Annotated in this window: 27 protein-coding genes and 1 tRNA gene; 21 read left to right on the top strand and 7 right to left on the bottom strand. The window is 62.9% G+C overall.

The genetic code is table 11. The annotated features are described in order from the left end of the window. The first annotated feature begins 239 nt into the window (after window positions 1–239). From Q7T26_11380 to Q7T26_11365, 4 genes are all read left to right on the top strand, one after another. Entirely contained in the window at window positions 240–1,466 is a 1,227-nt protein-coding gene (locus Q7T26_11380) for an SGNH/GDSL hydrolase family protein (protein ID MDO8532741.1), read from the top strand. Window positions 1,467–1,722: 256 nt separating this feature from the next. After that, window positions 1,723–2,664, top strand: a complete 942-nt coding sequence (locus Q7T26_11375) for an NAD(P)-dependent oxidoreductase (GenBank protein MDO8532740.1) — start codon at window positions 1,723–1,725, stop codon at window positions 2,662–2,664. A gap of 330 nt (window positions 2,665–2,994) precedes the next feature. Further along, the gene (locus tag Q7T26_11370) at window positions 2,995–3,252 is read left to right on the top strand and encodes a hypothetical protein (protein ID MDO8532739.1); all 258 of its coding nucleotides are present in this window, start codon (window positions 2,995–2,997) and stop codon (window positions 3,250–3,252) included. 90 nt (window positions 3,253–3,342) lie between these two features. Next, window positions 3,343–3,726 (top strand): VanZ family protein, encoded by a 384-nt coding sequence (locus tag Q7T26_11365; protein ID MDO8532738.1) that lies wholly within the window; start codon window positions 3,343–3,345, stop codon window positions 3,724–3,726. On the opposite strand, the gene aroF is transcribed toward Q7T26_11365, so the two are convergent. From aroF to Q7T26_11345, 4 genes are all read right to left on the bottom strand, one after another. Next, a complete protein-coding gene (gene aroF, locus Q7T26_11360) occupies window positions 3,723–4,778 on the bottom strand; it encodes a 3-deoxy-7-phosphoheptulonate synthase (GenBank protein MDO8532737.1) in 1,056 nt (351 codons plus the stop codon). The genes Q7T26_11365 and aroF overlap by 4 nt on opposite strands. Window positions 4,779–4,798: 20 nt before the next feature. Beyond that, complete coding sequence (gene aroH / locus Q7T26_11355; GenBank protein ID MDO8532736.1) at window positions 4,799–5,227, bottom strand: chorismate mutase; 429 nt, start codon at window positions 5,225–5,227, stop codon at window positions 4,799–4,801. 86 nt (window positions 5,228–5,313) lie between these two features. Further along, entirely contained in the window at window positions 5,314–6,120 is an 807-nt protein-coding gene (trpA, locus tag Q7T26_11350; GenBank protein MDO8532735.1) for a tryptophan synthase subunit alpha, read from the bottom strand. A 37-nt stretch (window positions 6,121–6,157) separates the two neighbouring features. Next, entirely contained in the window at window positions 6,158–6,841 is a 684-nt protein-coding gene (locus Q7T26_11345; protein ID MDO8532734.1) for a type II CAAX endopeptidase family protein, read from the bottom strand. Window positions 6,842–6,962: 121 nt separating this feature from the next. Here Q7T26_11345 and Q7T26_11340 point away from each other — a divergent pair, with 121 nt between their 5' ends. From Q7T26_11340 to Q7T26_11325, 4 genes are read left to right on the top strand one after another with little or no spacing between them, the layout of a single operon-like run. Further along, on the top strand, window positions 6,963–7,526 hold the full coding sequence (locus Q7T26_11340) for a Fur family transcriptional regulator (GenBank protein MDO8532733.1): 564 nt from the start codon (window positions 6,963–6,965) through the stop codon (window positions 7,524–7,526). 53 nt (window positions 7,527–7,579) lie between these two features. Continuing rightward, window positions 7,580–8,488, top strand: coding sequence for a zinc ABC transporter substrate-binding protein (locus Q7T26_11335; GenBank protein ID MDO8532732.1), 909 nt, complete (start codon window positions 7,580–7,582; stop codon window positions 8,486–8,488). Continuing rightward, complete coding sequence (locus Q7T26_11330; GenBank protein ID MDO8532731.1) at window positions 8,485–9,282, top strand: metal ABC transporter ATP-binding protein; 798 nt, start codon at window positions 8,485–8,487, stop codon at window positions 9,280–9,282. Before Q7T26_11335 ends, Q7T26_11330 begins: the two co-directional genes overlap by 4 nt. After that, window positions 9,275–10,141 carry a metal ABC transporter permease gene (locus Q7T26_11325; protein ID MDO8532730.1) on the top strand — a complete coding sequence of 289 codons (867 nt, stop codon included), beginning with the start codon at window positions 9,275–9,277 and terminating at the stop codon, window positions 10,139–10,141. The genes Q7T26_11330 and Q7T26_11325 overlap by 8 nt, the downstream gene beginning before the upstream one ends. A 16-nt stretch (window positions 10,142–10,157) precedes the next feature. Here Q7T26_11325 and Q7T26_11320 read toward each other — a convergent pair whose 3' ends face one another. Further along, window positions 10,158–10,886 carry a pirin family protein gene (locus Q7T26_11320; GenBank protein ID MDO8532729.1) on the bottom strand — a complete coding sequence of 243 codons (729 nt, stop codon included), beginning with the start codon at window positions 10,884–10,886 and terminating at the stop codon, window positions 10,158–10,160. 452 nt (window positions 10,887–11,338) lie between these two features. Between Q7T26_11320 and Q7T26_11315 the strand changes: the two genes are divergently transcribed. The 3 genes from Q7T26_11315 (at window position 11,339) to Q7T26_11305 (ending at window position 12,209) form a co-directional block, all read left to right on the top strand. Beyond that, on the top strand, window positions 11,339–11,575 hold the full coding sequence (locus Q7T26_11315; protein MDO8532728.1) for a sulfurtransferase TusA family protein: 237 nt from the start codon (window positions 11,339–11,341) through the stop codon (window positions 11,573–11,575). 24 nt (window positions 11,576–11,599) lie between these two features. Further along, a complete protein-coding gene (locus Q7T26_11310) occupies window positions 11,600–11,839 on the top strand; it encodes a DsrE family protein (GenBank protein MDO8532727.1) in 240 nt (79 codons plus the stop codon). Between the two features lie 178 nt (window positions 11,840–12,017). Further along, window positions 12,018–12,209, top strand: coding sequence for a hypothetical protein (locus Q7T26_11305; protein MDO8532726.1), 192 nt, complete (start codon window positions 12,018–12,020; stop codon window positions 12,207–12,209). Window positions 12,210–12,308: 99 nt separating this feature from the next. Here the strand turns inward: Q7T26_11305 and Q7T26_11300 are convergent, their stop codons facing one another. After that, on the bottom strand, window positions 12,309–13,580 hold the full coding sequence (locus Q7T26_11300; GenBank protein MDO8532725.1) for an ammonium transporter: 1,272 nt from the start codon (window positions 13,578–13,580) through the stop codon (window positions 12,309–12,311). 251 nt (window positions 13,581–13,831) lie between these two features. On the opposite strand from Q7T26_11300, the gene Q7T26_11295 reads away from it, so the two are divergent. Further along, a complete protein-coding gene (locus Q7T26_11295) occupies window positions 13,832–14,131 on the top strand; it encodes a hypothetical protein (protein ID MDO8532724.1) in 300 nt (99 codons plus the stop codon). A 54-nt stretch (window positions 14,132–14,185) separates the two neighbouring features. Next, window positions 14,186–15,532 carry a hypothetical protein gene (locus Q7T26_11290; GenBank protein ID MDO8532723.1) on the top strand — a complete coding sequence of 449 codons (1,347 nt, stop codon included), beginning with the start codon at window positions 14,186–14,188 and terminating at the stop codon, window positions 15,530–15,532. 31 nt (window positions 15,533–15,563) lie between these two features. Here the strand turns inward: Q7T26_11290 and Q7T26_11285 are convergent, their stop codons facing one another. Then, on the bottom strand, window positions 15,564–15,962 hold the full coding sequence (locus tag Q7T26_11285; protein MDO8532722.1) for a hypothetical protein: 399 nt from the start codon (window positions 15,960–15,962) through the stop codon (window positions 15,564–15,566). Window positions 15,963–16,378: 416 nt separating this feature from the next. Here Q7T26_11285 and Q7T26_11280 point away from each other — a divergent pair, with 416 nt between their 5' ends. The 8 genes from Q7T26_11280 to Q7T26_11245 all read left to right on the top strand — a co-directional run bounded on the left by Q7T26_11280 (window position 16,379) and on the right by Q7T26_11245 (window position 22,606). After that, window positions 16,379–16,951, top strand: coding sequence for a hypothetical protein (locus Q7T26_11280; protein MDO8532721.1), 573 nt, complete (start codon window positions 16,379–16,381; stop codon window positions 16,949–16,951). A gap of 125 nt (window positions 16,952–17,076) precedes the next feature. After that, window positions 17,077–17,164: transfer RNA gene (locus Q7T26_11275), tRNA-Ser, on the top strand. 120 nt (window positions 17,165–17,284) lie between these two features. Continuing rightward, entirely contained in the window at window positions 17,285–17,602 is a 318-nt protein-coding gene (locus tag Q7T26_11270; protein MDO8532720.1) for a hypothetical protein, read from the top strand. Between the two features lie 39 nt (window positions 17,603–17,641). Then, entirely contained in the window at window positions 17,642–17,881 is a 240-nt protein-coding gene (locus Q7T26_11265; protein ID MDO8532719.1) for a hypothetical protein, read from the top strand. 194 nt (window positions 17,882–18,075) lie between these two features. Next, on the top strand, window positions 18,076–19,122 hold the full coding sequence (locus Q7T26_11260; protein ID MDO8532718.1) for a hypothetical protein: 1,047 nt from the start codon (window positions 18,076–18,078) through the stop codon (window positions 19,120–19,122). A 245-nt stretch (window positions 19,123–19,367) separates the two neighbouring features. Continuing rightward, on the top strand, window positions 19,368–20,156 hold the full coding sequence (locus tag Q7T26_11255; protein ID MDO8532717.1) for a hypothetical protein: 789 nt from the start codon (window positions 19,368–19,370) through the stop codon (window positions 20,154–20,156). A 22-nt stretch (window positions 20,157–20,178) separates the two neighbouring features. Further along, window positions 20,179–21,396, top strand: a complete 1,218-nt coding sequence (locus tag Q7T26_11250) for a DUF2791 family P-loop domain-containing protein (GenBank protein ID MDO8532716.1) — start codon at window positions 20,179–20,181, stop codon at window positions 21,394–21,396. 1 nt (window position 21,397) lies between these two features. Continuing rightward, window positions 21,398–22,606, top strand: a complete 1,209-nt coding sequence (locus Q7T26_11245) for a DUF2791 family P-loop domain-containing protein (GenBank protein MDO8532715.1) — start codon at window positions 21,398–21,400, stop codon at window positions 22,604–22,606. Window positions 22,607–22,862 lie beyond the last annotated feature (256 nt).

Genomic DNA, 22,862 nt, shown 5'->3' with positions numbered 1-22,862 from the left:
GGGCAAAACCGCTGATGGTTTTTCCAGCAAAATCCCAACACATACTTTTTCGCTGTTGACTCGCTCTTCACAAGCTGTTCATAGCTTTGCAGGTCCATGGCACCATCCTACTCCTGGTGCCAGACCGTACTCAATCACCTTTCCTTTTTGGACTTCTGTGCTTTCGAGCGCTGCGGCTTCACAGGCCAGAGGACATTCCTCGTCGGGCTAAGGCTATAATGTTCGAGGCCATGATAAACATGATCAAACAACGAGCCGCGCCAGTCCTGGTGGGGATCGCCATCGCCGTGCTTGTTACCGAGGCTGTCTTGCAGGTAATGTTCCCGCGCGTTGAGCCAGATTGCCCGTGCTTTCAGCCAAACCCCTATTTCGGCGGCGCCTATATCCCCGGGGCTCGCGGCTGGGCGGCGAGCTTCCCGGAGTACGCTGTGCCCATTCAGATCAACTCCAAAGGCCTGCGCGACAACGAATTTCCGTATGAGAAGCCCGCCGGGACATTCCGTATCCTTGTCCTGGGGGACTCGTTTACCGCGGCCTTGAACGTCCCATTACAGAACACGTTTCACAAGGTGCTCATGGACCGGCTGAACAGGAATGGGGGGACGAGCGCCCAGCGGTTTGAAGTGATCTCCGCCGGGTACAACGGCTTTGGGACCGACCTGGAGCTTCTCTTTTTCCGCCAGGAAGTCTACAAGTACAAACCAGACCTGGTGGTCCTCGCGTTCTTCGGTAACGACCTGACCGACGTGAGTGCGTTCTACAAGCCCTACTTCAGGCCCGCGGACGGTTTCCCGTACTTCGTTCTCCGTAATGGAGAGGCGGAGTTGCGCAACTTCCCCGGTCGTATTCAGACTCAGCCCGGTGCGGATGCGGCCCCTCCCAGCAAAGACAGTCTTAAGGACACCATGAGGCGTTTCCTGAGAGAAAAATTCCGGACTGTGCGTCTTCTCTGGGACGCTGCTTCTCAGGTGAAGCGCTCCTTGCTGGGAAGCGAGGGCGTTAGCGATAACCCAGGCCCTCTGGAGAAGCAGCCGCAGTACGTCACGCATCAGGCATCGTACCCGTTGGAGATGGAGAATGCGCTGGCCCTGTGGAAGGCCCTCGTACTCCAACTCCGCAGAGAGGTCCGAGCGGCGGGAGCGGAGCTGGTTGTACTGGACATACCCTGGCGCGAGTCTGTCGAGACCCAGTACTGGGAGGTCCTGATGCGCGCCCGCCCGGAGGCCAAGGCGATGGCCTGGAACCTGGACAGGCCGGATGTCCTCGTGGACGGAATCCTGACGGACGAGGGTATTCCCCACCTGACGCTCCTTCCTTACCTGCGCACGTACGCTCGGCTGGGGAGACCGCTGTACTTTCGTGGCGATGGTCATCTCACCTCTGAGGGGCACCGCGTGACGGGAGATATCCTCTATGAGTGGCTCACGTACCGCCGCCTTGTCCCAGTGGAACGTCTGCGGCCGTGACGTTGTCGTAGCCGCCAGGACATCGTATTTGAAAAAGCCCTTGTGTCACCTGACGCAAGGGCTTTTGCGTTGTCCCGCGCGTGCGCGCGGGACGCGAGCGTCACCACGCTGTGGCAGCTTGTTTTGACACCAATAAACCCTCGTGCTAGTATCGCGCCGTGTCCAAAGCATCACCGCGCGCCTGGGGCACAGACGCAACGTGGAGTCCCGGGACCGGCGCGGCGTGGCAGCCGCACGGAATGAAGGGAGTCACGCTATGAGCATCCTGATCACGGGCGGCACGGGATTTATCGGCTCGTACCTGGCGCACATCCTCGTCCAGCGCGAGAAGGACAAGGTCGTCCTGTTCGATTGCTTTCCGAACATGGCCGCCGTGCGCGACCTCGGAGACCGCGTCACCGTGCTGCGCGGCGACTTCTCGGAAGCAACCGAGTTCATGGCCGCGCTCAAGCAGCACGATGTGCGTGACATCTTCCACCTCGGCTACCTGCTGTCGGAGTCGGAGCGCTATCCCGCGCAGGCGATCCGCGTGAACTGCGATGGCACGAATCGCGTCTTCGAATGCGCGCGCATCGCGGGCGTGCGGCGCGTTGTCTGGGCGAGCTCCGGCGCGGTGTACGGCCACTACCATACCAGCGCGGACCCCCAGTGGCTGACGGAGAAGGACCCGCCCACGGCGGACTCAGTGTACGGAGCGTGCAAGCTGTTCAACGAGAACATCGCGGAGGTGTACCGCGAGCGGTACGGGTTCGACCACGCGGCGTTCCGGTTTTGCTCCGTGTACGGCCTCGGGCGCGGACAGCGTCGGAGCGGCAGCACCGACGTCTACTCGACGCTGGTGGAGAAGTCGCATAAGGGCGAGCCGGTCATCGCGCCGCCCGCCGATCACCTTCTGTCGTGGGGCTACGTGGAAGACGCGGCCGGCGCGCTCTACGCCGCGTACAAGGCGCCCGCGCTGAAGAGCCGCGTGTTCAACTTCACGGGCGAGCCGCGCCCCGTGCGCGACGCCGTGGAACGGCTGAAGGAGCTGCTGCCCAAAGCAAAAATCTCCTACGGCACAGAGGGCGTGCGCCACATCAAGTACATGAAGGCGGACCTTCTGCGCGAGGAGCTGGGCTTCACGCCGCGCGTCTCCATGCGCGACGGCCTGGCCGACTACGTGCGGCGCCTCGAGGCCGGCGAGCGCGGGGTCGCCTAGCGCCAGTCTCGAACGTCAAAGGGGGCGTGTCCATCCCCTTTTGCTTCCGTCGGGACTGGCCTGACACTGCACAAGCACAGGGTGACAGGGGCCGCGCTTCTCTCTGTTTTCGAAGACGGACGCCGCTGCATGGGCGGGTCGGCGCGCGACACCGCGCCCTACCATCTGCGGCTTGGCTCGCGCGGTTCAAACAGGCTGATTTTCCCACAAATGCTCGTATTTCTTCCAAAAATGCTCTTTGACCAGGTTTTACTTTTCGCGGACGTGGGTGTATACTACGCGCACATAACGAGAGCGGAGTAGCCAGCGCTAGTCCGCGAAAGGAGCGACATGACTACAGCGACGGAAGCAAGGGTGAGGGTACGCCTTCTGCCCCTGGGTGGGAACCAGTCCCTCCTGGTTGCCCGGTGCACCCAGTGTGAGCGGGGTCTTATTGTCGGCCCTATCGGCAGCCAGCACATCGGCATTGTCAACGCCGGCTGCATTGATTGCGACAACTCGATGGACTTCTATGTCCATAGCGGGGAACGCAAGGCCTGGCTGATGGTGCCCCTGGACATGGACCCGGCCAAGGGCGCCAAGAAGTAGCGCCGCGCCGCTCTTTCGCCCGGTCCGGTGTCGCCTGGCGGACGAGTAGGTCCTTCGCGGAGTGCAAGGGCAAGTCGTTTCCTGCGCTTTTTGCCCGCTCTCGTATGGATAGGCGTTATCTTCTTCCTGTCCGCCCAGTCCACTCTGCCGGACCTGCCCCATGTAGAGCCTGGGGGGCTGGCTCTGCCGCCCGGCAAGGTCGCGCATGTTGCGGTGTACGCCGTGCTCGCGGCCCTGCTGGCTTTTGGGTTGGCTGCCGGTCGAAAGTCGGGCTGGCGCGCAATGCTGCTTTCCTTTGTTGGCGCGACGCTCTACGGCGTGACCGACGAGCTGCATCAGTCCTTTGTCTCTTTCCGAACGCCCGCGTGGACGGACGTGGCGCTGGATAGCGCGGGCGCGGCGCTGGGCGCAGCGGGCATTGCGCTCCTGGCGCGCTGGTGGGACAGAGGGCGGACGAGAGGGAGACCGGCCTAGCCCGACTTGGCGGACGCCTTGTGGGGGTGCGGCTGCGCGGGCAACCCGCGGCCCACGGCCGCCACTACGCCACTCACCAGGGCCATCAGCTTGGCGAAGTTCTCAAACGTGAGAGACTGGGCGCCGTCGGACTTGGCTGTGTCCGGCGTGGGATGCACCTCAATCATCAGGCCGTGCGCTCCCGCGGCCACCGCGGCCAGGGCCACGGGCTGGACCAGATGCCACTTGCCTGTGCCGTGGCTCGGGTCGGCGATGATGGGCAGGTGACTGAGGCGCCTGATGACCGGAATGGCGGCCACGTCGAACGTGTTGCGCGTGTAGGACTCAAACGTGCGAACGCCGCGCTCGCAGAGGATGACCTGGGAGTTGCCGCCGTTGAGGATATACTCCGCGGCCAGCAACCACTCCTCGTAAGTGGCGGCTATGCCGCGCTTGAGCATCACGGGCTTCCTGATCTTGCCCACCTCGTCCAGCAGGTTGAAGTTCTGCATGTTCCGCGCGCCAATCTGCAGGATGTCCGCATATTCGGCGACTATCTGCACATCGGCCGGAGTCATCACCTCGGTAATGACCGGCAAGCCTGTCTCCGCGCGCGCCTTCGCCAGCAGCTTCAGGCCCTCCACTCCCATGCCCCGGAAGCTGTAGGGTGACGACCGGGGCTTGAACGCGCCGCCCCGAAGGATGTTGGCGCCGGCGCTCTTCACCGCGCGGGCCGTGTCCATAACCTGCTTTTCAGACTCTATCGAGCAGGGGCCCGCCATGACCGCAAGGTCATTGCTCCCTATGCTCACGTTGCCCACCTGAACGACCGTGTCCTCGGGCTTGAACTCACGGCTGGCGAGCTTGTAGGCCCGGCTGATGGGGATGACCTCCGCGACGCCGGGCAGCGTCTCCAGGTCGTCCCGCAGCTCTGGATAGGTCTTGCCCACCACGCCGATGATGGTGCGCTCCTCTCCCTTGGAGACCTGGGTCTTGAAGCCCAGCTCTTGAATGCGTTTCTGTACCGCTGCAATCTGCTCCGCGGGAGAGTCCTGCTTCATGACGACAATCATTGGAATTCCTCCATGGACTGCTATTGACCTGCCTGCGGTCGTCCAGGCTTGCCTGCCGAAGGGGCGGAAGCGGCCTTCTGGCCCTCCACGCCCCGCTGGCGCAGATGGGCCGCGCCGCGCAAATAGATATTCACAATCTCGTCCTGGCGCCTGTCCGTGTTCCACAGCGCCATGACGCGGATGACGCCCTTGGTCGCGTCCGGCACGTCCATCTCGTGGCCGCACATCAGCGCCACCTTGTCCCAGCCCATCAGCCGCGCCGCCACTGCGGGGAACTCCGCGTTGACGTCCCGGGTCGTCGTGAACAGGGCGTAGGCTACATCCTCCGCGGCGATGCCGTTGGCCTCGATGATCTTCTCAAGGACCTCTCGGGTCGCCTCAACAACAGCCTCCTTGGTGTTGGCCGTCACCGTGGTCGCCCCGCGGACACCTCGACACGCCATCGCCATCCAACCTCCTCAGATGTGTCGCCAAACCATTCCATAATACCATGACGCGGCAAGGCTTTTGCAGCCGCGACAGGGACCGGGGCCGACTAGGGACGGGCGATCCTTGCCGCGCTCGCCAGATGCGCCACGAACGCCCGCGCCGCCGCTGCTCTCTCCGCCGGGGCCGCCCCGCCGATGGCGTCCAGCAGGGCGCTGCCCACGATGGCCCCGTCCGCCAGGCCGGCCACCGCTCGCACGTGCTCCGGCGTGGAGATGCCGAAGCCTACGGCCAGGGGGAGCGTGGTGTGCCCGCGGATGCGCCGTATCAGGTCCGCGACGGCGCTCGACATCTCCTGGCGTGCGCCCGTGACGCCGGTGAGCGAAACGCAATAGATGAAGCCGCTGGCCAGCCGGCAGACGCGCCTGACGCGCGCGTCCGTGCTGGTGGGCGACAGGAGAAAGACCATGTCCAGCCCCTGGGCGCGGCACAGCCCGTGGAACGGCTCCGCCTCCTCCGGCGGGAGGTCGGCGACGATGACTCCGTCCACGCCCTGGCGCGCGGCGTCGCGGGCGAACCGCTCCAGGCCGTATGCGAGGAAGGGGTTGTAGTAGCCCATCAGCACCAGGGGGGCGTCCACGCCTCGGCGGCGCAGGGTCCCGGCTGTCTCCAGGCACGTCAGCAGGGTGACGCCCTGGCCCAGTGCCGCGGCGCTGGCCTTCTGAATGGTCGCGCCGTCGGCCAGAGGGTCGCTGAAGGGCACGCCCAGCTCCACGATGTCCGCGCCGCCCGCCACCACGGCGGAGACCAGGTCCGGGGTTGCGGACACGTCAGGGTAGCCGACCGTCAGAAAAGGGATGAGGGCCAGGCGGCCCTGGCCTCTGGCCCTGTCGAAGGCGGCGACAAGTCTGCTCACGGTGTGCGCACCCAACGCTCGACGACCGCCATACACCCTAGAGTGACACGGCCAGCGCGACCAGGTTGAAGGCGAAGTGGGCGAAGATGGCGTTCCACAGAGATGAGGTGCGCCAGTAGAGCCACGCCAGCAGAAGGCCCAGGATGAACGTGGGCACGAGGACGCCCACCTGCATGTGGCCCACGGCGAACAGCAACGAGCTGAGGACGATGCCCGCCGGGACTCCCGCCTTCCGTGCGAGCGCCCTGAAGACGAAGCCGCGGAAGAACACCTCCTCAGCGAGAGGGGCGAGCACCGCCGCGACCAGCCCCACGCCCACAGGCGTCCCCGTGAGCCGGAGCATGCTGGGCAGCGACGGAGGAAGCAGGACGCTCCAACCCAGCAAGTGGACCGCCTGGAAATAGCCCGCGCTGAGGAGAAACCCCGTGAGCACGACTCCAAGGACGAGGAGCAGGTCGCGGGGACTGGGACCCGTGTGCAGGCCGAGGTATTCCGGGCCGCACCGATACTTGCCCAGAGTGAAGCTCAGAGCGATGGCGCCTAGGCCCAGCTCGATGCCCGCTAGGACCAGGACGGGCAAGCCGATGGGCTGGGGCCGCGCCGGCCCCAGCAGGACGTTCACGGCCACGCCGACCGCCAGCACGAACAGAGCGACGGCGGCGGTCGCCTTGACCACATCCATCCACGTCCAGGGGACGTCAGGGATGACGCGGGCTTGCACGGAGGACAAAGAGGCCCTTTCCATAGCGTCGAATAGGGCCATGATAGCACAGGGCTAGGAGAGGGGCAAACCGGCGCGCCCTCTTGACGGGCGCCGCGGGCCGCCGTATCATAACTGAGACATGGTATCAAGAACTGACCGGACAAAACTGTCGCGCATCGCGTCCGCCGTCACGCGGCTGGAGGCGCAGGGGCACCGGGTCACGGCACCCCGCAGGAAGGTGGTTGCCTCCGTCCTCTCATGGCCCGGGCAGTTCAGCGCGGAGGACCTGGCCGAGGACATGCCCGGCGTGGGACGGGCCACGGTGTTCCGCACGCTGAAGCTCCTTGTCGAGCTGGGCGTGGTCTGCCGGGTCATGCTGGAAGGCGGTCGCTTCAGATATCGATTGAGCTATCCCGACCACCACCATCACATGGTCTGCCTGAGCTGTGAGCGAGTGGAGGACCTGGTGGACGGGTCGCTGGAGGCGACAATGCGCCGCGTGGCGCAGAAGTCGCGGTTCACCGCCGAGGGCCACTGGCTGGAGATATACGGGCGCTGTTCCGTCTGCCAGGCGGCAGGCACGCCCCGGGGTGTAAAGAGGCCAGAGCGCACCATAGACACAACGCAATATGAGACAATGTCTCGCGTTCCCAGCCCGCCCCCGAGCGGACGGGCCGCGCGGGCGCCCACGGGCGGGCGATAGATATTCCGCCGCTTCTCACGCGCGCAACGTAGAGGAAGGTACAGAAAGGCCGCATGCGTCACTCAAACCGACATATCCTGGCGTCGTTGCTCTTCATGCTGCTGGCGGCGCTCACCGCCTGCACAGGTTCAGGCGCTCCCGCGGCAAGCTCGGACAAAGTGCAGGTGGTGACCACGCTGCCGCTCTTCGCCGACTTCGTCCGCAACGTGGGCGGCGGCCGCGTGGACGTGACCGCCATCCTCCCACCGGCTTCCGGGCCGGAAACCTACCAGCCAACACCGCAGGACGCGGTCGTCATCAGCCGGGCGGACGTTATTTTCTTCAATGGCCTGGACCTTGAGGCGGCCGCCATAAAGGTGATACAGAACCAGGCGCGCCGGGACGCGGTCCGGGTGGCGCTCGCGGAAGGGCTGCCTGTGATCAAAGACGAGGACTCGCCCGGCGGCAACCCGCATATGTGGATGGACATGCGCCGCGCCATGATTTACGTGGGGCGCGTCCGCGACGCATTATCGCAGTATGACCCCGCGGGCGCGTCTGTATACAAGGCCAACGCGGCGGCCTATCTGGACAAGCTGGACGCGCTGGACGGGGAGATAGAGGCCCAAGTCAAGGCTATTCCGGAGACCCAGCGCAAGCTCGTCACCTTTCATGACTCCTTTCCCTACTTCGCCCAGCGCTACGGGCTGAAGATCGTCGGCGTGGTGCTGCAAAACCCGGGCTCAGAGCCTAGCGCCGCCGACATGGCGACGCTGGCCAGAACGCTTAAAGAAGAAAATGTCCGTACCGTTTTCACGGAGGTGGGGTTTGACCCCCGTGTGATGGCGCTGATAGCGCGAGACGCCGGGGCCCAGGTGCGGACGCTCTACAGCGACGCCCTCGACGAGAAGGTGCCCACGTACATGGACATGATGCGCTTTAACGCGCGCCAGATAGTAGAGGGACTGGGAGGCCAGCGATGAGCGTCTCCTCCTCTGTGCAAGAACTCCCCGTCGCGGCGGGCCTGGCTGCGCTGGAAGTGACCGGCCTCTCGGCGGGCTACCGCCAGACCGCGGCGCTGCAGGACGTCAGCTTCTCCGTGCCGCGTGGCTCGCTGCTGGCCGTAGTGGGGCCCAACGGCGCCGGAAAATCCACGCTGCTCAAGGTCATCCTGGGCCTGGTCGCGCCCTGGAAAGGGAGCGTCCATGTGCTGGGGCGCCCCGTGCGGGAAGCCCGCGGACTTGTGGCGTACACGCCCCAGGTGGAGCTGGTGGACTGGGGCTTCCCGGTCACCGTCTTTGACGTGGTGATGATGGGGAGCTACTCGCGGCTGGGCCTCTTTCGCCGTCCCGGAAAAGCAGAGCGGGAGGCGGCGCGCCGCGCCCTGGAGAAAGTGCGGCTGACGGACATGGCCGAACGCCAGATTGGCGAGCTGTCCGGTGGCCAGCAGCGCCGGGTCCTGCTCGCACGGGCGCTGGCGAGCGACCCCGAGATCATGCTTCTGGACGAGCCGATGACCGGGCTGGACGCGACGGCCCAGCACGACATGATAAAGCTGTTCCATGTGTTGACAGCGGAGGGCAGGACGGTCATAGCGGCGACGCACGATCTCTCCTGCGTGGCCGCTGAATTCAAGCTGGCGCTGCTGCTCAACCGCCGCGTCGTGGCCTTTGGGCCGCCGCGGGAGGCCATGACCCAGGCCATGCTGAACGAGACGTTTCAGCGGCACATGCTGTGGGTGAACGTAGACGGGAGAATCTTTATCGTCCATGGATAATATGCTGGGCATCTTGCTCAACCCTCTGATGGAGCCTCTGGCCTTCCCCTTCATGCAGCGCGGGCTGCTGGCGGTGGCGCTCGTGGGCGTCGTCTCCGCCGTCATCGGCACGTTTGTGGTGATGAAGGGGCTGGCCTTCGTCGGCGACGCGCTGGCTCACTGCGCCTTCACCGGCGCGGCCATGGCCTTCCTGGTGGGCGGGAACGTGTACTTGGGCGCCGTCGTGACGGGCGTCCTCTCCGCGGTCGCCATCACGTGGGTGGGCCGGACGGCGCGGGTGCCGCTGGACACGGCCATCGGCATCATCTTCGCCGGGGTCTTCGCCTTGGGCGTGCTGATGATGAGCCGGGTCCGGAACTACACGGTGGACCTGTTCGCCTTCGTTTTCGGCAACGTGCTGGGGGTAGGCATGGACGACCTGGTGGCCATCACCATCATGGGCGTCGTGGTCCTGCTGTTTGTGGTGCTGCTGTACAAAGAGTTGCTGTTCACCGCATATGACCCCACGATGGCCGCCGCCTCCGGCGTACCCGTGGTCCTGCTGCAGTACCTGCTCATGATAGTCCTGGGGCTGACCACCATCGTCGCGCTGCGTGCGGTGGGCATTGTGCTGGCGGTGGCGATGCTGGTGACGCCCGCGGCCACGGCCTTGCTGCTGGTGCGCCGCTTCCACCACATTATGCTTGTGGCGGTCGGCGTGTCGCTCATCTGCGCAGTGGTCGGGCTGTACCTGTCCTACTACCTGGCGGTGGCGTCCGGCGCGGCCATCGTCCTGGTGACGACCCTCGCCTTTCTGCTGGCGCTGCTCTTCTCCCCCCGGCGCGGGCTGCTGGCGCAGCGCAATCCGAGCGCCGTGTAAGGCAACAGGCGTCTGCTCACGCCTTTTGCGGCGTCATTTCCCAGGCGAGCACCTCGGCGCCGGCCACGGGGTCGGCGGTGAGCGTCGGCGTTCCCGCGGCGGTCAGGCGGACGGCGTCGCCGGCGGCGAGCGCGCCCGCGCCCTCCAGCGTCGCGCCGCCCTTCGCGACGTACAGGTGCAGGTACTGGGCGTCGGGCAGCCGCACGGACTCGCCGGGCTTCAGGCGGCCGCCCCACAGGGCCGCGCCCTTCTGCCGGATGGCGATGGCCGTGTCATGCCCCTTCCCCGACGCAATCGGGACCAGTCCGCCCTTCGCGAGTTGCGCGTTGATGTCGAGCTGCTCGTAGCTGGGGTCGATGCGCTCCGTGTCGGGCACGACCCACATTTGAATGAAGTGCACGTCCTTGTCGTTGCCGGGGTTCATCTCCGAATGCCAGATGCCTCGGCCCGCGCTCATGCGCTGGGCCAACCCCGGATAGATGATGTCCTTGTTGCCCAGTGTGTCCTTGTGCTCCAGCTCCCCGTCCAGCACCCACGTCACGATCTCCATGTCCCGGTGCGGGTGCGTCATGAAGCCGGTGCCGGGCCTGACGGTGTCGTCGTTGCTGACGAGGAGCAGCCCGTGGTGGATGTTCCGCGGGTCGTAGTGCGTGTTGAAGCTGAAGCAGTGGCGCGACTCCAGCCACGCTGTCCGCGTGAGGAAGCGCGCGTCGGCGCGCCGAACGTCAATGGCCGTGCTTGTCATGACCTGTGTCCCTCCCCCTGAGTCCGATGCAGAACCGCCGCGCCGCCGCTACAGGCGTATCTCCCGCCAGACGTTGAGCGCATGATGTGTTTGCATCCATAATGCTAAGTGTACCCTACTGGCGGGCATTGTGGCGCTTGGCGTTCCATCACCTTCTTTTATGACCGTCATCTATTTTTACTGAATTATGTGAAATATATTACAATGTTGACAACTTCCGTCATCTATTGTAGCCTCTGCGCATCGCTAAAGGGGAGGGTGAAAATGGCAAGACAGGACGTTCTACGGGACATCAAGGAAAGCATGGGCATCATACCGGGGTTCGTGCAGCAGATGTCCGACAAGGTGCTGGACGAGCATGCCTCCATGGCGGGTTGAAATGGGAAATCCCGGATTCAATGTTAGGGGCATCGAGCGAAACCGCGTCATTGCAAACGGGGAGGCGGTGCATCATGGGAGCCGAGAAGATTGAGCGTCGCCTTGATCTCCGGGGCAAGGTCTGCCCCGGTCCGACGTTTGATACGCGCATGACCCTCAACGAAATGGCTGCAGGGGAACTGCTCCAGGTCGTGACAGACTACTACCCTGCCAAACAGACGATCCCGATGCTCATGCGAGAACTGGGATATCCCTGTGAGCTCATCGACGGAGACAAACCTGTCTTCCGGTTCATCATTCAGAAGGTCTAGCAAAAGGGCAAAGGAGAGAGCAAGATGGCCAAGATACTGGCAGTCGCCACGCACGCGACGGACGATCCAACCAAGTGTACCTTAGCGTTCATTACCGCAGTGGGGGCTTTAGGCGGCGGCAAGGAGGTTACGATCGTCCTCGTTGGAGAAGGGGTCTATGTGGCAAAGGCGGCGATCGCGAAGACGGTTCATGGTGTCGGCTTCCCACCGCTCCCCGAGCTGATCGACAAGGTGGTTAAAGGGAATGTCCCGGTGTTTGTCTGAGGCGCCTGCTCCGTCGCCCGTGGGGTGACCGAAGCGGACCTCAAGACTTTGAACGCCTCGTTCATGGATCCCATCAAGTTCGCTAGCCTGGTCTCCGAATCGAGTGTGGTCAGCTTTTGATGCGGGGGGGGGGTCGAGGCTTGGGGGACCGAACGTCCCCCCTCACTGCCGCTACTGAGTGCCCTTTTTCACTGGGCTGGCTCAGCTCAGCGGCGCCACCGACCCGGAGATCAAAGAGGCCATCCGCGTGGCGAGCGTGGTCGCCCGCGACAGCGCGTTCCTGGCCGGGATAGACTATGACGTTGTCCAGTTCAAGAAAGAGCTTCAGCAGATAGCGGAGCACATGCAGAAAGCGGGCGCGCGGAGGTAGCCACCCGGCGGGCCACCACAGGCATCTGCTCAACGAAGGGGAAGGCGGGAGCCTTCCCCTTCGCTTGCGTTCCGCACCCGCGCCGCAATCTTCGCCAGACTAATCGGCGTACGCTGTCTCGCCGTGCTGCGCGAGATCAAGCCCTCGCGTCTCCTCGTTTTCAGAGACGCGCAGGCCCATGAGAGCGTCAAGGACCTTCAGAATAATCCAGGTCATGACGAACGAGAAAACCCAGGTGACGGCGACAGCCAGGATCTGGATGAGGAACTGGTTAGGATTCCCGTAGAAGAGGCCGTCGGCGCCAGCGCTGTTAATCAGCTTGGTGGCAAAGAGGCCCGTGGCCAGAACTCCAAATGTGCCGCCGATCCCATGGCATCCCCAGACGTCCAGCGAGTCGTCGAGCCCCCATCTGGCGCGCAGACGGCAGGCCAGGAAGCAAAGGATGCCCGCGCTCATGCCGATGATGATAGCCGCCATGGCCGTCACATAGCCGGACGCGGGGGTGATGGCCGCAAGGCCGACCACGGCGCCGGTCGCCATGCCTACCACGCTCGGCTTGCCGCCAAAGAGCCAGGTCAGGGTCATCCACGTCAGAGCTCCAATAGCTCCCGCGGTGTTGGTCACAATGAGGGCGTTGACGGCGAGTCCGCCCGCCGAGAGGGCGCTGCCTGCATTGAATCCGAACCAGCCGAACCAGAGTAGTCCCGCGCCCAGAATTATAAAGGGGATGTTGTTCGGCTCCATTGCCTCCTTGCCGAATCCAAGGCGCTTGCCGAAGACAATAGCCGCGGTCAAAGCGGCGACGCCCGAACTGATGTGGACAACGACACCGCCCGCGAAGTCGAGTGCGCCAAGTTTGTGCAACCAGCCGCCGTTGCCCCAGACCCAGTGTGCGAGCGGGTCGTAGACCAGCGTGGACCAGAGGAGGATAAACACGAGGAAAGTCCTGAACTTCATGCGCTCGGCGAAGGCCCCGGAGATCAGAGCGGGTGTGATGATGGCGAACATCATCTGGAAGGCCATGAAGGCCTGGTGAGGAATGGTCGCCGCATAGGCCGGGTTAGGCTCAAACCCCACGCCGTTCAGCCCAAACCACTCCAGCCCGCCGATGATGCCTCCCTTGTCGGGGCCGAAGGCCAGGGTGTAGCCCCACAGGACCCACTGGACGCTGATAAGCGCAATGACCACGAAGCTCTGCGTGATAGTGCCCAGGAGGTTTTTTCCGCGCACCAGGCCCCCGTAAAAAAAGGCGAGAGCGGGTGTCATCAGCAACACCAGGCCGATGGAGGTCAGCACCCACGCGGTGTCGCCTGCGCTGACCTCGGTTGCCAAGACGCCCGTCCAGAGGGTCGGCCAGGACGGAATGGACATGGGGATTGTCCTCCTTTTCACAATTGGCCGACTTTACGGTATACGCGCAATATTACAGTCGTGTTACGTCTGTGTTACGGCGGAGTTACGACGGGATGGCGCACTCCTGGGTTGACGTTTCCCTTCGGCAGGGTCCGCGCCAGGAGATGACAGGAAGCCGCCTGTTTGCCTACAGGCCGCTTCCTGTACGATAATGAACACTCCACGCGAACGCGGAAGACACTCACGGGCGTCACATACAGGAGGCGACGATGACCACGCAGGCCCTGTCCCCGCGCCAGAGGCTGAAGAACCCCGTCGGCCAGGCCGACACGAAGAACCAGATGCTTGCGCCGCGCCCCACGGCGCTCGACGGCAAGACGCTCGCCATCGTTGACAACGGCAAGGAGGGCGCCAACATCTTCCTGGGCCGGGTGCAGCAGCGGCTCAAGGAGCGGTTCAAGTTCGCCAACGTCATCTACGTCCGCAAGAACCGCTCCGGCATGCCCTGCGCCAACATCGACGAGGTCGCGAAGAAGGCGGACATCGTCGTCACGGGCCTCGGCATCTGAGGGGGCTGCACAACGTGGAGTGTCCACGATGCAATCCAGTTCGAGAAGCGGGGCGTGGCCAGCGCCGTGCTCGCGGCGGTCGGCTTCGACGCGCTGGGCCACCGCGAGGCGTCGCAGATGGGCTTGACCGAGCTGCCCATCGTCACCATCCCGCACGAGTTTTTCGGCTTCACCGACCAGCAGATAGCCGACTCCGCGGACCCGATGGTTGACGGCGTCGTCCATGCGCTGACGACCAAGGTCGAGACCCTGCTCAAGGAGCACGCGGCCGGCCCGTGGGCCAGGAAGAGCGGCGCGGCGAAGGTGAAGGAAAACACCGAAGAGCTGGCGGATATCGAGTCGCCCGCGTCCGCCTACGACGCGCTGGACGTCTTCTATCAGCGGGGCTGGACGGACGGCCTGCCCATCATCCCGCCGACGGACGACCTGGTGGGCGCCATGATGGCGTACACCGACCGCTCACCAGACGACGTCGTCGGCGTCATCAAGCCCAGGGATGGCAAGGCGACGGTCGAGAAGATCGCGGTGAACGCGGTGATGGCGGGTTGCCGTCCGGAGTACTTCCCTGTGGTGCTCGCCGCCGTGCAGGCGGTTGCTGAGCCCGCGTTCAACCTCTACACCATCCAGGCGACCACAAACCCCATCGCGCCGCTCGTGCTGGTCAACGGCCCCATCGCGAAGGAACTGGACATGAACTGGAGCTTCAACGCCTTCGGGCAGGGGCGACGCTCCAACGCGACCATTGGTCGCGCGCTGCGGCTGGTGATGATGAACATCGGCGGCGGCGTGCCCGGCACTATCGACAAGGCGATTCACGGGCTGCCGCACAAGTACACGTTCTGCGCCGCGGAGAACGAGGCGGAGTCGCCGTGGCCGTCGCTGGCCGAGGAGCGCGGCGCGCCGAAGGGGTCGAGCGCGGTGACGGTCATCGGCGTGCTCAGCGCGCAGAACTGGGTGACGTGGGCCTCCAGCCCGGGCGTCATCCTGTCCACCGCCGCCAACGCCATGTCCGCCATGGGCACGAACAACACGTTCCACGGCGGCCCGTCCCTGCTGGTGCTCAATCCCGGCCACGCGCAGATTCTGGCGAAGGCAGGCTACAGCAAGGACGATGTCAAGCGGTTCATGTTCACCAACGCCCGCTACCCCATCGGCAAGCTGCACCCGGAGGAGATTCAGCACTACCAGCTCCGCCGTCCTCAGTACAACTGGGGCGTGCCGATGGCCGAGCTGCCAATCGCCGACAAGTGGGAGGACATCTTCATCGCCGTCGTCGGCGCGGTGGGTATGCACGGCCTGTTCATGCCCACGCACGGCGACCCGTCCAAGCCCATCACGAAGGTCATTGCGCGGAAGGACGGCATGCCCGTCGCCTCCGTGAACGACCTGCGGCGCAAGTAGCCGCGGGTCAGGGCCGCGCGAGGGGGGGGGATTACGGGTACTCCCCCTTGCGCATCGTCATGATGAGGTAGCCTGTGCCGCTGATGGGCCGATAGCCGTGCTTCGTGCCCGCGGGGATGAAGACGGCGCCCGGCGCCGTGATGATGTGGTGGTCATCGCCTATGATGACCTCGCTTTTCAGGCCGTCGCCCACGAAGGCGTAGACCTTATTCACGTCGTGGGTGTGCATCTCCGTCTTCTTGTAGCCCGGGCCGGGGTCGCGCTCGATCTTGCGGACGATGAGTGTGATGTCCGACTCCGGCACGACGCTCTTGTCCATCATCCTGAACGACGGCCCCAACTCCTTCTCGGCCTCCACCATGTAGTGGTACGCCAGGTCACGGATCTTCTGCGGCTTGACGATGTACTTCTCCGAGGATGTTTTTGCCATGTCACGCCTCCGTTACGTCGTACTGCGAAGTTGTTTGCGCACGCGCTGCATGCCGCGTTCCCTGACCTCGATTTTCATGGCTGTCCGCCTCTCCCAGGACGCGTGCGCCCAGTATAGCCGCTCCGCCGGGTCATTGTAAGACGGAGAACGCCAGGGTGCATGCCGCAACCCTGTTCCTGAAGGCGGCAGGCATGCTTTCCCCCGAGAGCCGTTCCGCCGAGTGATACCCCTCCTGTTTGCGCAGCGTGCGAACCACCATGCCCAGCACGCGCGACTGTCCACTGCGCCTATCGCCTGAGAGCTCCGTAGAACGTGCGCCAGATATACATTTTGCAAAAGCCATTCTCCTCTGCTATCATATGGCACCGCTTCCGTTAACACATCGAGGCTGGTGATGATGTGGCAAAGGAGGATGTATGCGGAAGGCACTCCTGGCGTTGGCTCTCGTAGCCCTGGTGGCGGTATCCCCTCTGGTCGCCTATGCGGACAGCGCGACGCCGCTGAACTGCACCGCGACTCTGGGAGTGACCAACCCCGGCAAGATCAAGCTGGACGACCGCGAGGTCCAGACCCACCGTGAGCAAACGCAGGGGGCGCTGGCATGCGACGTGGCTGCACTGAACGGGGCCATCACGACTGTCCATGATTCCGAGATAACAGTCAAAGCCGACGGCAGTTTCAGTGGCAAGCTCGAGGGCAAGTTTGCCCTGGTGCCCGCTGCGGGGCAGTACGCCGGGAAGCAACTCAAGGGTGAGATGAAGGCCGCCATCAGTGGAATCGTCGTCGGATTCGTTCCGATGAGCCCGCCCGTGCCGGTGTACAAGGTGACGGACACAGGCACCTGGGAGTTGAACAGCCATGGCCTACAAGGCAAAGGCGCGATCAACGTCACGCTGGTGGGCATCGTCGGCATACCGTCCGTCCAGGGCGGGCTGGCTGGTGGCGGCACGTTCACCGGCAAGCTGATCACCAAGAACTCCAAGGACTAGCAGCCTGTCCCCAAGCATCTACGACCGAAGTCGGTGGCTACCACCGCCGACTTCGGCTTTTCTGCAAATGTCATCAGCGCTCTGAGCCACCGTGCGGTAGAATGTGGTAAGCAGCCCATATACGCGGAGGGGTGGCCGAGCGGCTTAAGGCGACGGTCTTGAAAACCGTTAACCCGCAAGGGTTCGTGGGTTCGAATCCCACTCCCTCCGCCATACGCTCACGTCCGCTTCGTTGACACCGATAGCCGCCGGTGCTACATTACTGCCAGTCATCAACGACGTTCTCACGCCGCTCTATAACAATCTCGACAGAGTCTGGCTGAAGGAGGCCTCATGACGACCGCGAAGATGCTGGAACTGGTCAGCCCCGTCGCGCCGCTGCAGGACAAGAGAGCGAAGCTCGCTCCGCCGGTGGACGACCTGCACGGCAAGTCCATCGGCTTTCGCATCCAGTGGAACAACTTCGACCTGTTCATGCAGCACATCGAAGAGAAGCTGCAGAAGGACTACCAGCCGCGCGCCATCCCGCGCTTCGACATGATCCGCGACCCCATCCTGCTGGACAGGGCGAAGGGCCTGCCCGTGCGCTCCGGCAAGCTGCAGAAGTTCATCGAGGAGAGCGACGTCGCCATCCTCGGCCTCGCGGCCTGAGGCTCCTGCACGTCGTGGTGTGTCCACGACACGGTGGAGATGCAGAAGAAGGGCGTTCCCACGGTCAGCCTGGTGACCGAGGAGTTCGTGAGCCTCTTCAAGAGTGCGGCGCGCTCCCTGGGCTATCCGGACCTTCCGACTGTGGTCGTGCCGCATCCGTTCGAGACGCTGCCCAAGGAGAAGATCAAGCAGCTCGCGGACGAGAAGTACGCGGAGATCGTCTCCAAGGTCCAGAAGGCGCAGACGCAAAAGCCGCAGAAGGCAGCCGCACCCCACTAACGCGGCGGTGGCCACTCCGGTCTCCGGAATAAGAGCCTATCCGGAATCCGGGGGTGCTCATTCGCTCGCCCTTCGACGGGCTCCCTTCGACAAGCTCAGGGTGAGCGGGGTTTACTCGCCGCTCATGGTGAGCCTGTCGAACCAGGGCGGCGAGTTATCGGATAGGCTCTAAGTACAACGAGAAGAGAGGACGCATGCCGGCCCAACGAGTGCAAGTAGCCGATTCCTATGACTCCGTTTACAAGTGGGCGCTGGAGCAGACCTGCTCCGACGGCCTGCCCATCGTCCCGCCCACGAGCGATCGCGTCGCCGCGTTCCTGGACACCGTTGACCTGAAGCCAGAGTCCGTCATCGCGGAGCTGCCGCCGCGCCGCTCGGCGTGCACTGTGGAGCAGCTCGCCGCGAACGCCGTGATGGCGGGCTGCCTGCCGGACTACTTCCCCGTCGTCGTTGCCGCCCTCGAGGCGCTGGCCGCGCCCGCCTTCGAGCTTTACGGCATCAACACGACCACGAACCCGACCGTGCCGATGGTCATCGTGAACGGCCCCATCCGCCACGAACTGAAGATCAACGGCTCGTACAGCACGCTGGGGCCGGGCTTCCGCGCCAACGCGACGATAGGCCGCGCGGTCAGCCTCGCCATGATGAACATGGCGGGGCGCGTCCCCGGCGAGGTGTGCAAGAGCACGCACAAGTTCCCCGGCGCGTACACCATGTGCGTCGGCGAGCTTGAGGAGAAAAGCCCGTGGGCGCCGCTGCACGTGGAGCGCGGCTTCAAGAAAGAGGAGAGCACCGTCACCGTCTGGTCGCCGACGGGCACCACGAACATGGTGGACATTGACAGCATGACGGCGGACGACCTCATCCTCGGATTCCGCGCGGCGGCCATCGGCGCCGGCTCGACGAACGTGTTCCCCTTCTACGGCCAGGGCGAGACGGGCTTCATGTTCAGCCCGCCCCACGCCGACGTGCTGGCGCAGAAGTTCACCAAGGAGCAGGTCAAGCAGTATTTCGTGGACACCCTGAAGATACCCGTGGACTGGCTGCCGAAGATACGCACGGACACGATGCTCTCGCGGGAGAACGGCCAGATAGAGAACGGCTATGTCCGCTTCCTGGCGCGGGCCGAGCAGGTCGCCATCATCGTGGCGGGCGGGCCGGGCGGGTACCACTCCGTCCACTTGCCCATGTTCGGCAACTCCTACATCCAGACCAAGCTCATCAAGCGCAAGAAGAAGTAGCCGTCAGCGTTCTGAAGGCGGGGCGACCGTAGCCGCGCTCTCCGCGGTGCATCAAAGGGATCGCCAACCCGCGAATAAAGCGGAACGACTCGAGTTAGGCGCTCTGCAAGGACTTGTATAGTGTATAGTGCGTCTCGCAGCGCATGAATCCAGCGACGGCACGCTAGAGTGCAATCCTGGGGAATCCGAGGGCTCCGGGAGTGTGGGTTCAACGCGTGTAACTAAGACCTTGTCGAGGAAATGTCATGGAACCTCTTGAGCAGTGGCTCGATCGTGAGCTTCAACAGGCGATTCAGCCGTTGGTGCCTCTCCCGCGTCAGATCACCAAGTTGTGGAAGACCGCACAAATGGCACAGGCGGTCGGAGACTTGGCAACGCTGTCAAACGCATTGTCACAACTGAAAAGGGTGTGGGAACAGATTCCTTCCACGCTCGAAGGTGCTCTCACTGTCGCGGCATCATACGACCTTAAAGCCTACTTGCTCGACCGATTCGATGCCGATTTCAGAAACGCTTGCGCGGCATCTGACTTGGCTGTGGAAGGACAGTTCCCGCGATATCTTATCTACCCACTTCGGCTCCAAGTAGACGCCCGGAGGATGGGGGTGCTGATTAACCGCAAGCTCCACAAAGGGCTGCGTATCTCCAGCGTCATTGAAGTAATCCGGACGGAACGCGATCGTCTGCTAGCCCGTCCTTTCAATACGAGAAACTTCCTAGCCGACCTTGAGGCTACGTACGACGACCTCGTAGAGATGGAGAGTGCGAAAAACAAGGTGCGAATGTCAGGCCACGAGATGGGGCTCCGTCACATTTATCGGCGTCTCGTTCCTATGCGGCAATGGCGAACTGATTACCCTGAGGTATTCTTCGTCTTTGACTTACACCGGCTTCTGAAATCTGGCGAGATCCATGCCCCAGACGGGCGACGTGTGCACCTAGCACCGGCAAGAGAGGCCCGTACTAACCTCAGCGTGCTGGATCCCTCCGGTCGAGAGGTACAGTTTGGTCTCATCGCTTTTCGAAAAGACTAGGCGAGGGTAGTAGGAGGTTCCGATGGGGAAACTCGTTATCCGGCAGAGCGATAAAGATTTGCTTCGCCTGGGGTGCCCACCGGAAGAGCTAAATGTGTTGGACGCCGTAACCGTAGGGCAATCTGCATGGGAAGCTTTCGTTGTGGAACAATACCTGAAGCCTGGTGGCTACATTGCCAGTGGGTTCAGTCAAATGAAGTTTGTAATAGGCCGTCCAGGCGCTGGGAAAACCCACCTCCTTCGGCGACTCATAGGGCACGCACGCGGGCTTGGTTATGTTGCTGTGTTTCTCCCTGCTCCTGACATCCGTATCCAGAATGTCGATAGCGTCTATGCCGCCATTGCTCGGCAGGTTGACATGGAAGATCTGGCTCACCGCTTTGCCCACCGTGCGGTCGAGAAACTCGGATATGACTTAAACCAAGTCCCAGCAAACAGCACGTTCCTATCCTGGGTTGTCCATGAGCATCAGCGGATCGACACCCTGGTCAAACGCGACCTAGAGCAGGTGCTAGGCGGCCTCTTCAAGCGAGAGCACGTGGATCCGAACTTCTCTCTTGCTTTTACTCAGCTCGCCTTGGGTGTTCTGGGAGTACGACACCTCTCTCGTGAAGACCGCGACCTGCTGCTTGGGTGGCTTCGGGGGGAGAAACTGCGGGCCGCAGAGTTGCATCGTATTTATCTGGCCCGGAGTATCGATCGCTACAACGCTCGGGACATGCTCCACGCTCTGGCGGACTTTGTACGTCAGCAGGGCTTTACCGGTCTGTTCATCGCTATTGACCAGATGGAAGACATGCCTCTGGGTCGCAATTCCGAAACGGGACGCACCAAATATGGGAATGTTGCTCTTGCCGATGCGTATCAGGGCCTTCGGGAGATGGTGGACAACCTCCCGTCCATCCCTGGGATGATGCTAGTCCTGGCAGGGCAACGTGACTTCCTTGAGCTTCCACGTGGCATCAAGTCCTACGATGCTCTATGGCTACGCATACAACATGAGGTCGTATCATCATGGTTCAACCGATTCGGTCAGCTCGTGGACCTAGATCGAGCTGTAGCGAGCAGCCTCACTCCAGAAGACGTACGGCTTCTGCACGAGCGCCTAATTGCTCTTGGCATGGAAACTCGACCCCTTGATGAAGCGCGCGTCCGAGACGTTCTGGGAATGTCGGCTGGAGATGGGGTGTACCGGCGACTCCTCAGAGAGATGCTCGCCGATAACGAGGCAGGGGGGTAGCATGGACAAGCAACAGGCGCGCCATATCATTGAGACCCTACGGGCAGGTGTCCCCTCTCGTGAAGTTAGCAGCGTGCTAATGGAGGGACAGGCCGGTCTGCTAGACAAGAGCGGGGAGAATCTGAATCGGGTGGCCCACGGTGAAAGCGCCACCTTGATAGTGTGCGGAGAGTATGGCGAGGGTAAGACGCATCTGCTTAGCGCCATTGAGAACAACGCACGGGATAAGGGCTTCGCAATCAGTAGGGTGGTTCTTAGCAAGGAGACCCCCTTCAACCGCATCAACAAGGTGTATGAGGCTGCCGCGCATGCGGTAACCGCAAAGGATCTGCCTCGCCCTGGGTTCGAAGACATTCTCCTCAGATTACACCCAAGTGCGACCGTCACGGAAGACATCGCTGAATATGCCGAGAAGCAGCTGCACCCCAAAATCTCCTACGTGTTTAGGAACTACTTGAAGGAAGGAGACGTCCTCAAGCGGGCCCAACTCTACGATGACCTGGCAGGCTCGCCACTTACCATGGGAGATCTCAGGGCAATACATCGGGGGAACTTCCACGAGGCTATGGGAATGCCCAGACGTTTCCTCATTCAGCAGGACACTGTTGACTACTTCCGGTTTTTGGCTTTCTTATTGCGACGTGTCGGATACAAGGGCTGGGTCATACTCATCGATGAGGTAGAGCTACTTAGCAAGTTGGGTATTGGCTCTAGGGCCCAAGCCTACGTGAACTTGGCGACTCTGCTAGCTCCAAATAAGCGCCAGCCGCCGTTGTCAGGCGTATACGTGGTTCTCGCTTTGGCAAGTCCCTTCGTACAAGAAACCCTCTCGGATCAGGGGCGCAATGATTTGGTCAAAGTGCCAGAGTGGCTGAACGACTCACGACGCAACCGTGCAGACGATGTCCACCTTGCGGAAGCGGCGATGCGGAGCATCGTGGATGACAGTATCCATCTTGAGCCCCTAACGGAACAGAACGTGCAGGCGATTCTGAAGCGAATTGAGGAGTACCACAGGCTCGGCTACACATGGGACGGAACTATGGACAAGGGGGTTGTCAGGTCCAAAGCTGTGGCAAACGCTTTCAATTCGACGCGTACGACGATTCGGGCAGCCCTGGAGTATATGGACCTACTCTATCAATATAAGGAGCCGCCGGACATTGTGACGCGGGCTCCTGATACGGATTCCTTGAAAGAAGATGCCTGATTTGAGGGTAGCGATCCCACCGAGGACGAATCGGCCCGCTGACCATCCTGTTGGTTCTCCCTACGAACGGCGCTCCGCACACGTGGAGCGCCGTTTCGTTTGTCGTCGCGGCCCGTGGTAGTGTATCAGTTAGGTCGTCGTCATTCCGGCGAAAGCCGGAATCCATCAGAGCGTCTCCCCCACGCACGTCTCTGGACACCGGCCTTCGCCGGTGTGACGGGTAGAGTCCCATTCCCTACCACGGCAAACTGATACA

The sequence above is a fragment of the Dehalococcoidia bacterium genome (genome assembly GCA_030648205.1).
In the GTDB taxonomy this organism is placed as follows: Bacteria; Chloroflexota; Dehalococcoidia; order JAUSIH01; family JAUSIH01; genus JAUSIH01.
Note: the sequence above shows the minus strand (reverse complement) of the source record. Positions and strands in the feature narration are given on the sequence as shown.

What these genes read in the sequence shown, in the direction of transcription:
- Q7T26_11300 (MDO8532725.1), bottom strand. Translation starts at nt 13,580, where the DNA reads ATGTCCATTCCGTCCTGGCCGACCCTCTGGACGGGCGTCTTGGCAACC.
- Q7T26_11315 (MDO8532728.1), top strand. Translation starts at nt 11,339, where the DNA reads ATGGGAGCCGAGAAGATTGAGCGTCGCCTTGATCTCCGGGGCAAGGTC.
- Q7T26_11270 (MDO8532720.1), top strand. Translation starts at nt 17,285, where the DNA reads ATGACGACCGCGAAGATGCTGGAACTGGTCAGCCCCGTCGCGCCGCTG.
- Q7T26_11260 (MDO8532718.1), top strand. Translation starts at nt 18,076, where the DNA reads ATGCCGGCCCAACGAGTGCAAGTAGCCGATTCCTATGACTCCGTTTAC.
- Q7T26_11250 (MDO8532716.1), top strand. Translation starts at nt 20,179, where the DNA reads ATGGGGAAACTCGTTATCCGGCAGAGCGATAAAGATTTGCTTCGCCTG.
- Q7T26_11265 (MDO8532719.1), top strand. Translation starts at nt 17,642, where the DNA reads ATGCAGAAGAAGGGCGTTCCCACGGTCAGCCTGGTGACCGAGGAGTTC.
- Q7T26_11320 (MDO8532729.1), bottom strand. Translation starts at nt 10,886, where the DNA reads ATGACAAGCACGGCCATTGACGTTCGGCGCGCCGACGCGCGCTTCCTC.
- aroF (MDO8532737.1), bottom strand. Translation starts at nt 4,778, where the DNA reads ATGATTGTCGTCATGAAGCAGGACTCTCCCGCGGAGCAGATTGCAGCG.
- Q7T26_11375 (MDO8532740.1), top strand. Translation starts at nt 1,723, where the DNA reads ATGAGCATCCTGATCACGGGCGGCACGGGATTTATCGGCTCGTACCTG.
- Q7T26_11245 (MDO8532715.1), top strand. Translation starts at nt 21,398, where the DNA reads ATGGACAAGCAACAGGCGCGCCATATCATTGAGACCCTACGGGCAGGT.
- Q7T26_11380 (MDO8532741.1), top strand. Translation starts at nt 240, where the DNA reads ATGATCAAACAACGAGCCGCGCCAGTCCTGGTGGGGATCGCCATCGCC.
- Q7T26_11330 (MDO8532731.1), top strand. Translation starts at nt 8,485, where the DNA reads ATGAGCGTCTCCTCCTCTGTGCAAGAACTCCCCGTCGCGGCGGGCCTG.
- Q7T26_11310 (MDO8532727.1), top strand. Translation starts at nt 11,600, where the DNA reads ATGGCCAAGATACTGGCAGTCGCCACGCACGCGACGGACGATCCAACC.
- Q7T26_11285 (MDO8532722.1), bottom strand. Translation starts at nt 15,962, where the DNA reads ATGGCAAAAACATCCTCGGAGAAGTACATCGTCAAGCCGCAGAAGATC.
- Q7T26_11325 (MDO8532730.1), top strand. Translation starts at nt 9,275, where the DNA reads ATGGATAATATGCTGGGCATCTTGCTCAACCCTCTGATGGAGCCTCTG.
- Q7T26_11340 (MDO8532733.1), top strand. Translation starts at nt 6,963, where the DNA reads ATGGTATCAAGAACTGACCGGACAAAACTGTCGCGCATCGCGTCCGCC.
- aroH (MDO8532736.1), bottom strand. Translation starts at nt 5,227, where the DNA reads ATGGCGATGGCGTGTCGAGGTGTCCGCGGGGCGACCACGGTGACGGCC.
- Q7T26_11335 (MDO8532732.1), top strand. Translation starts at nt 7,580, where the DNA reads ATGCGTCACTCAAACCGACATATCCTGGCGTCGTTGCTCTTCATGCTG.
- Q7T26_11370 (MDO8532739.1), top strand. Translation starts at nt 2,995, where the DNA reads ATGACTACAGCGACGGAAGCAAGGGTGAGGGTACGCCTTCTGCCCCTG.
- Q7T26_11295 (MDO8532724.1), top strand. Translation starts at nt 13,832, where the DNA reads ATGACCACGCAGGCCCTGTCCCCGCGCCAGAGGCTGAAGAACCCCGTC.
- Q7T26_11255 (MDO8532717.1), top strand. Translation starts at nt 19,368, where the DNA reads ATGGAACCTCTTGAGCAGTGGCTCGATCGTGAGCTTCAACAGGCGATT.
- Q7T26_11280 (MDO8532721.1), top strand. Translation starts at nt 16,379, where the DNA reads ATGCGGAAGGCACTCCTGGCGTTGGCTCTCGTAGCCCTGGTGGCGGTA.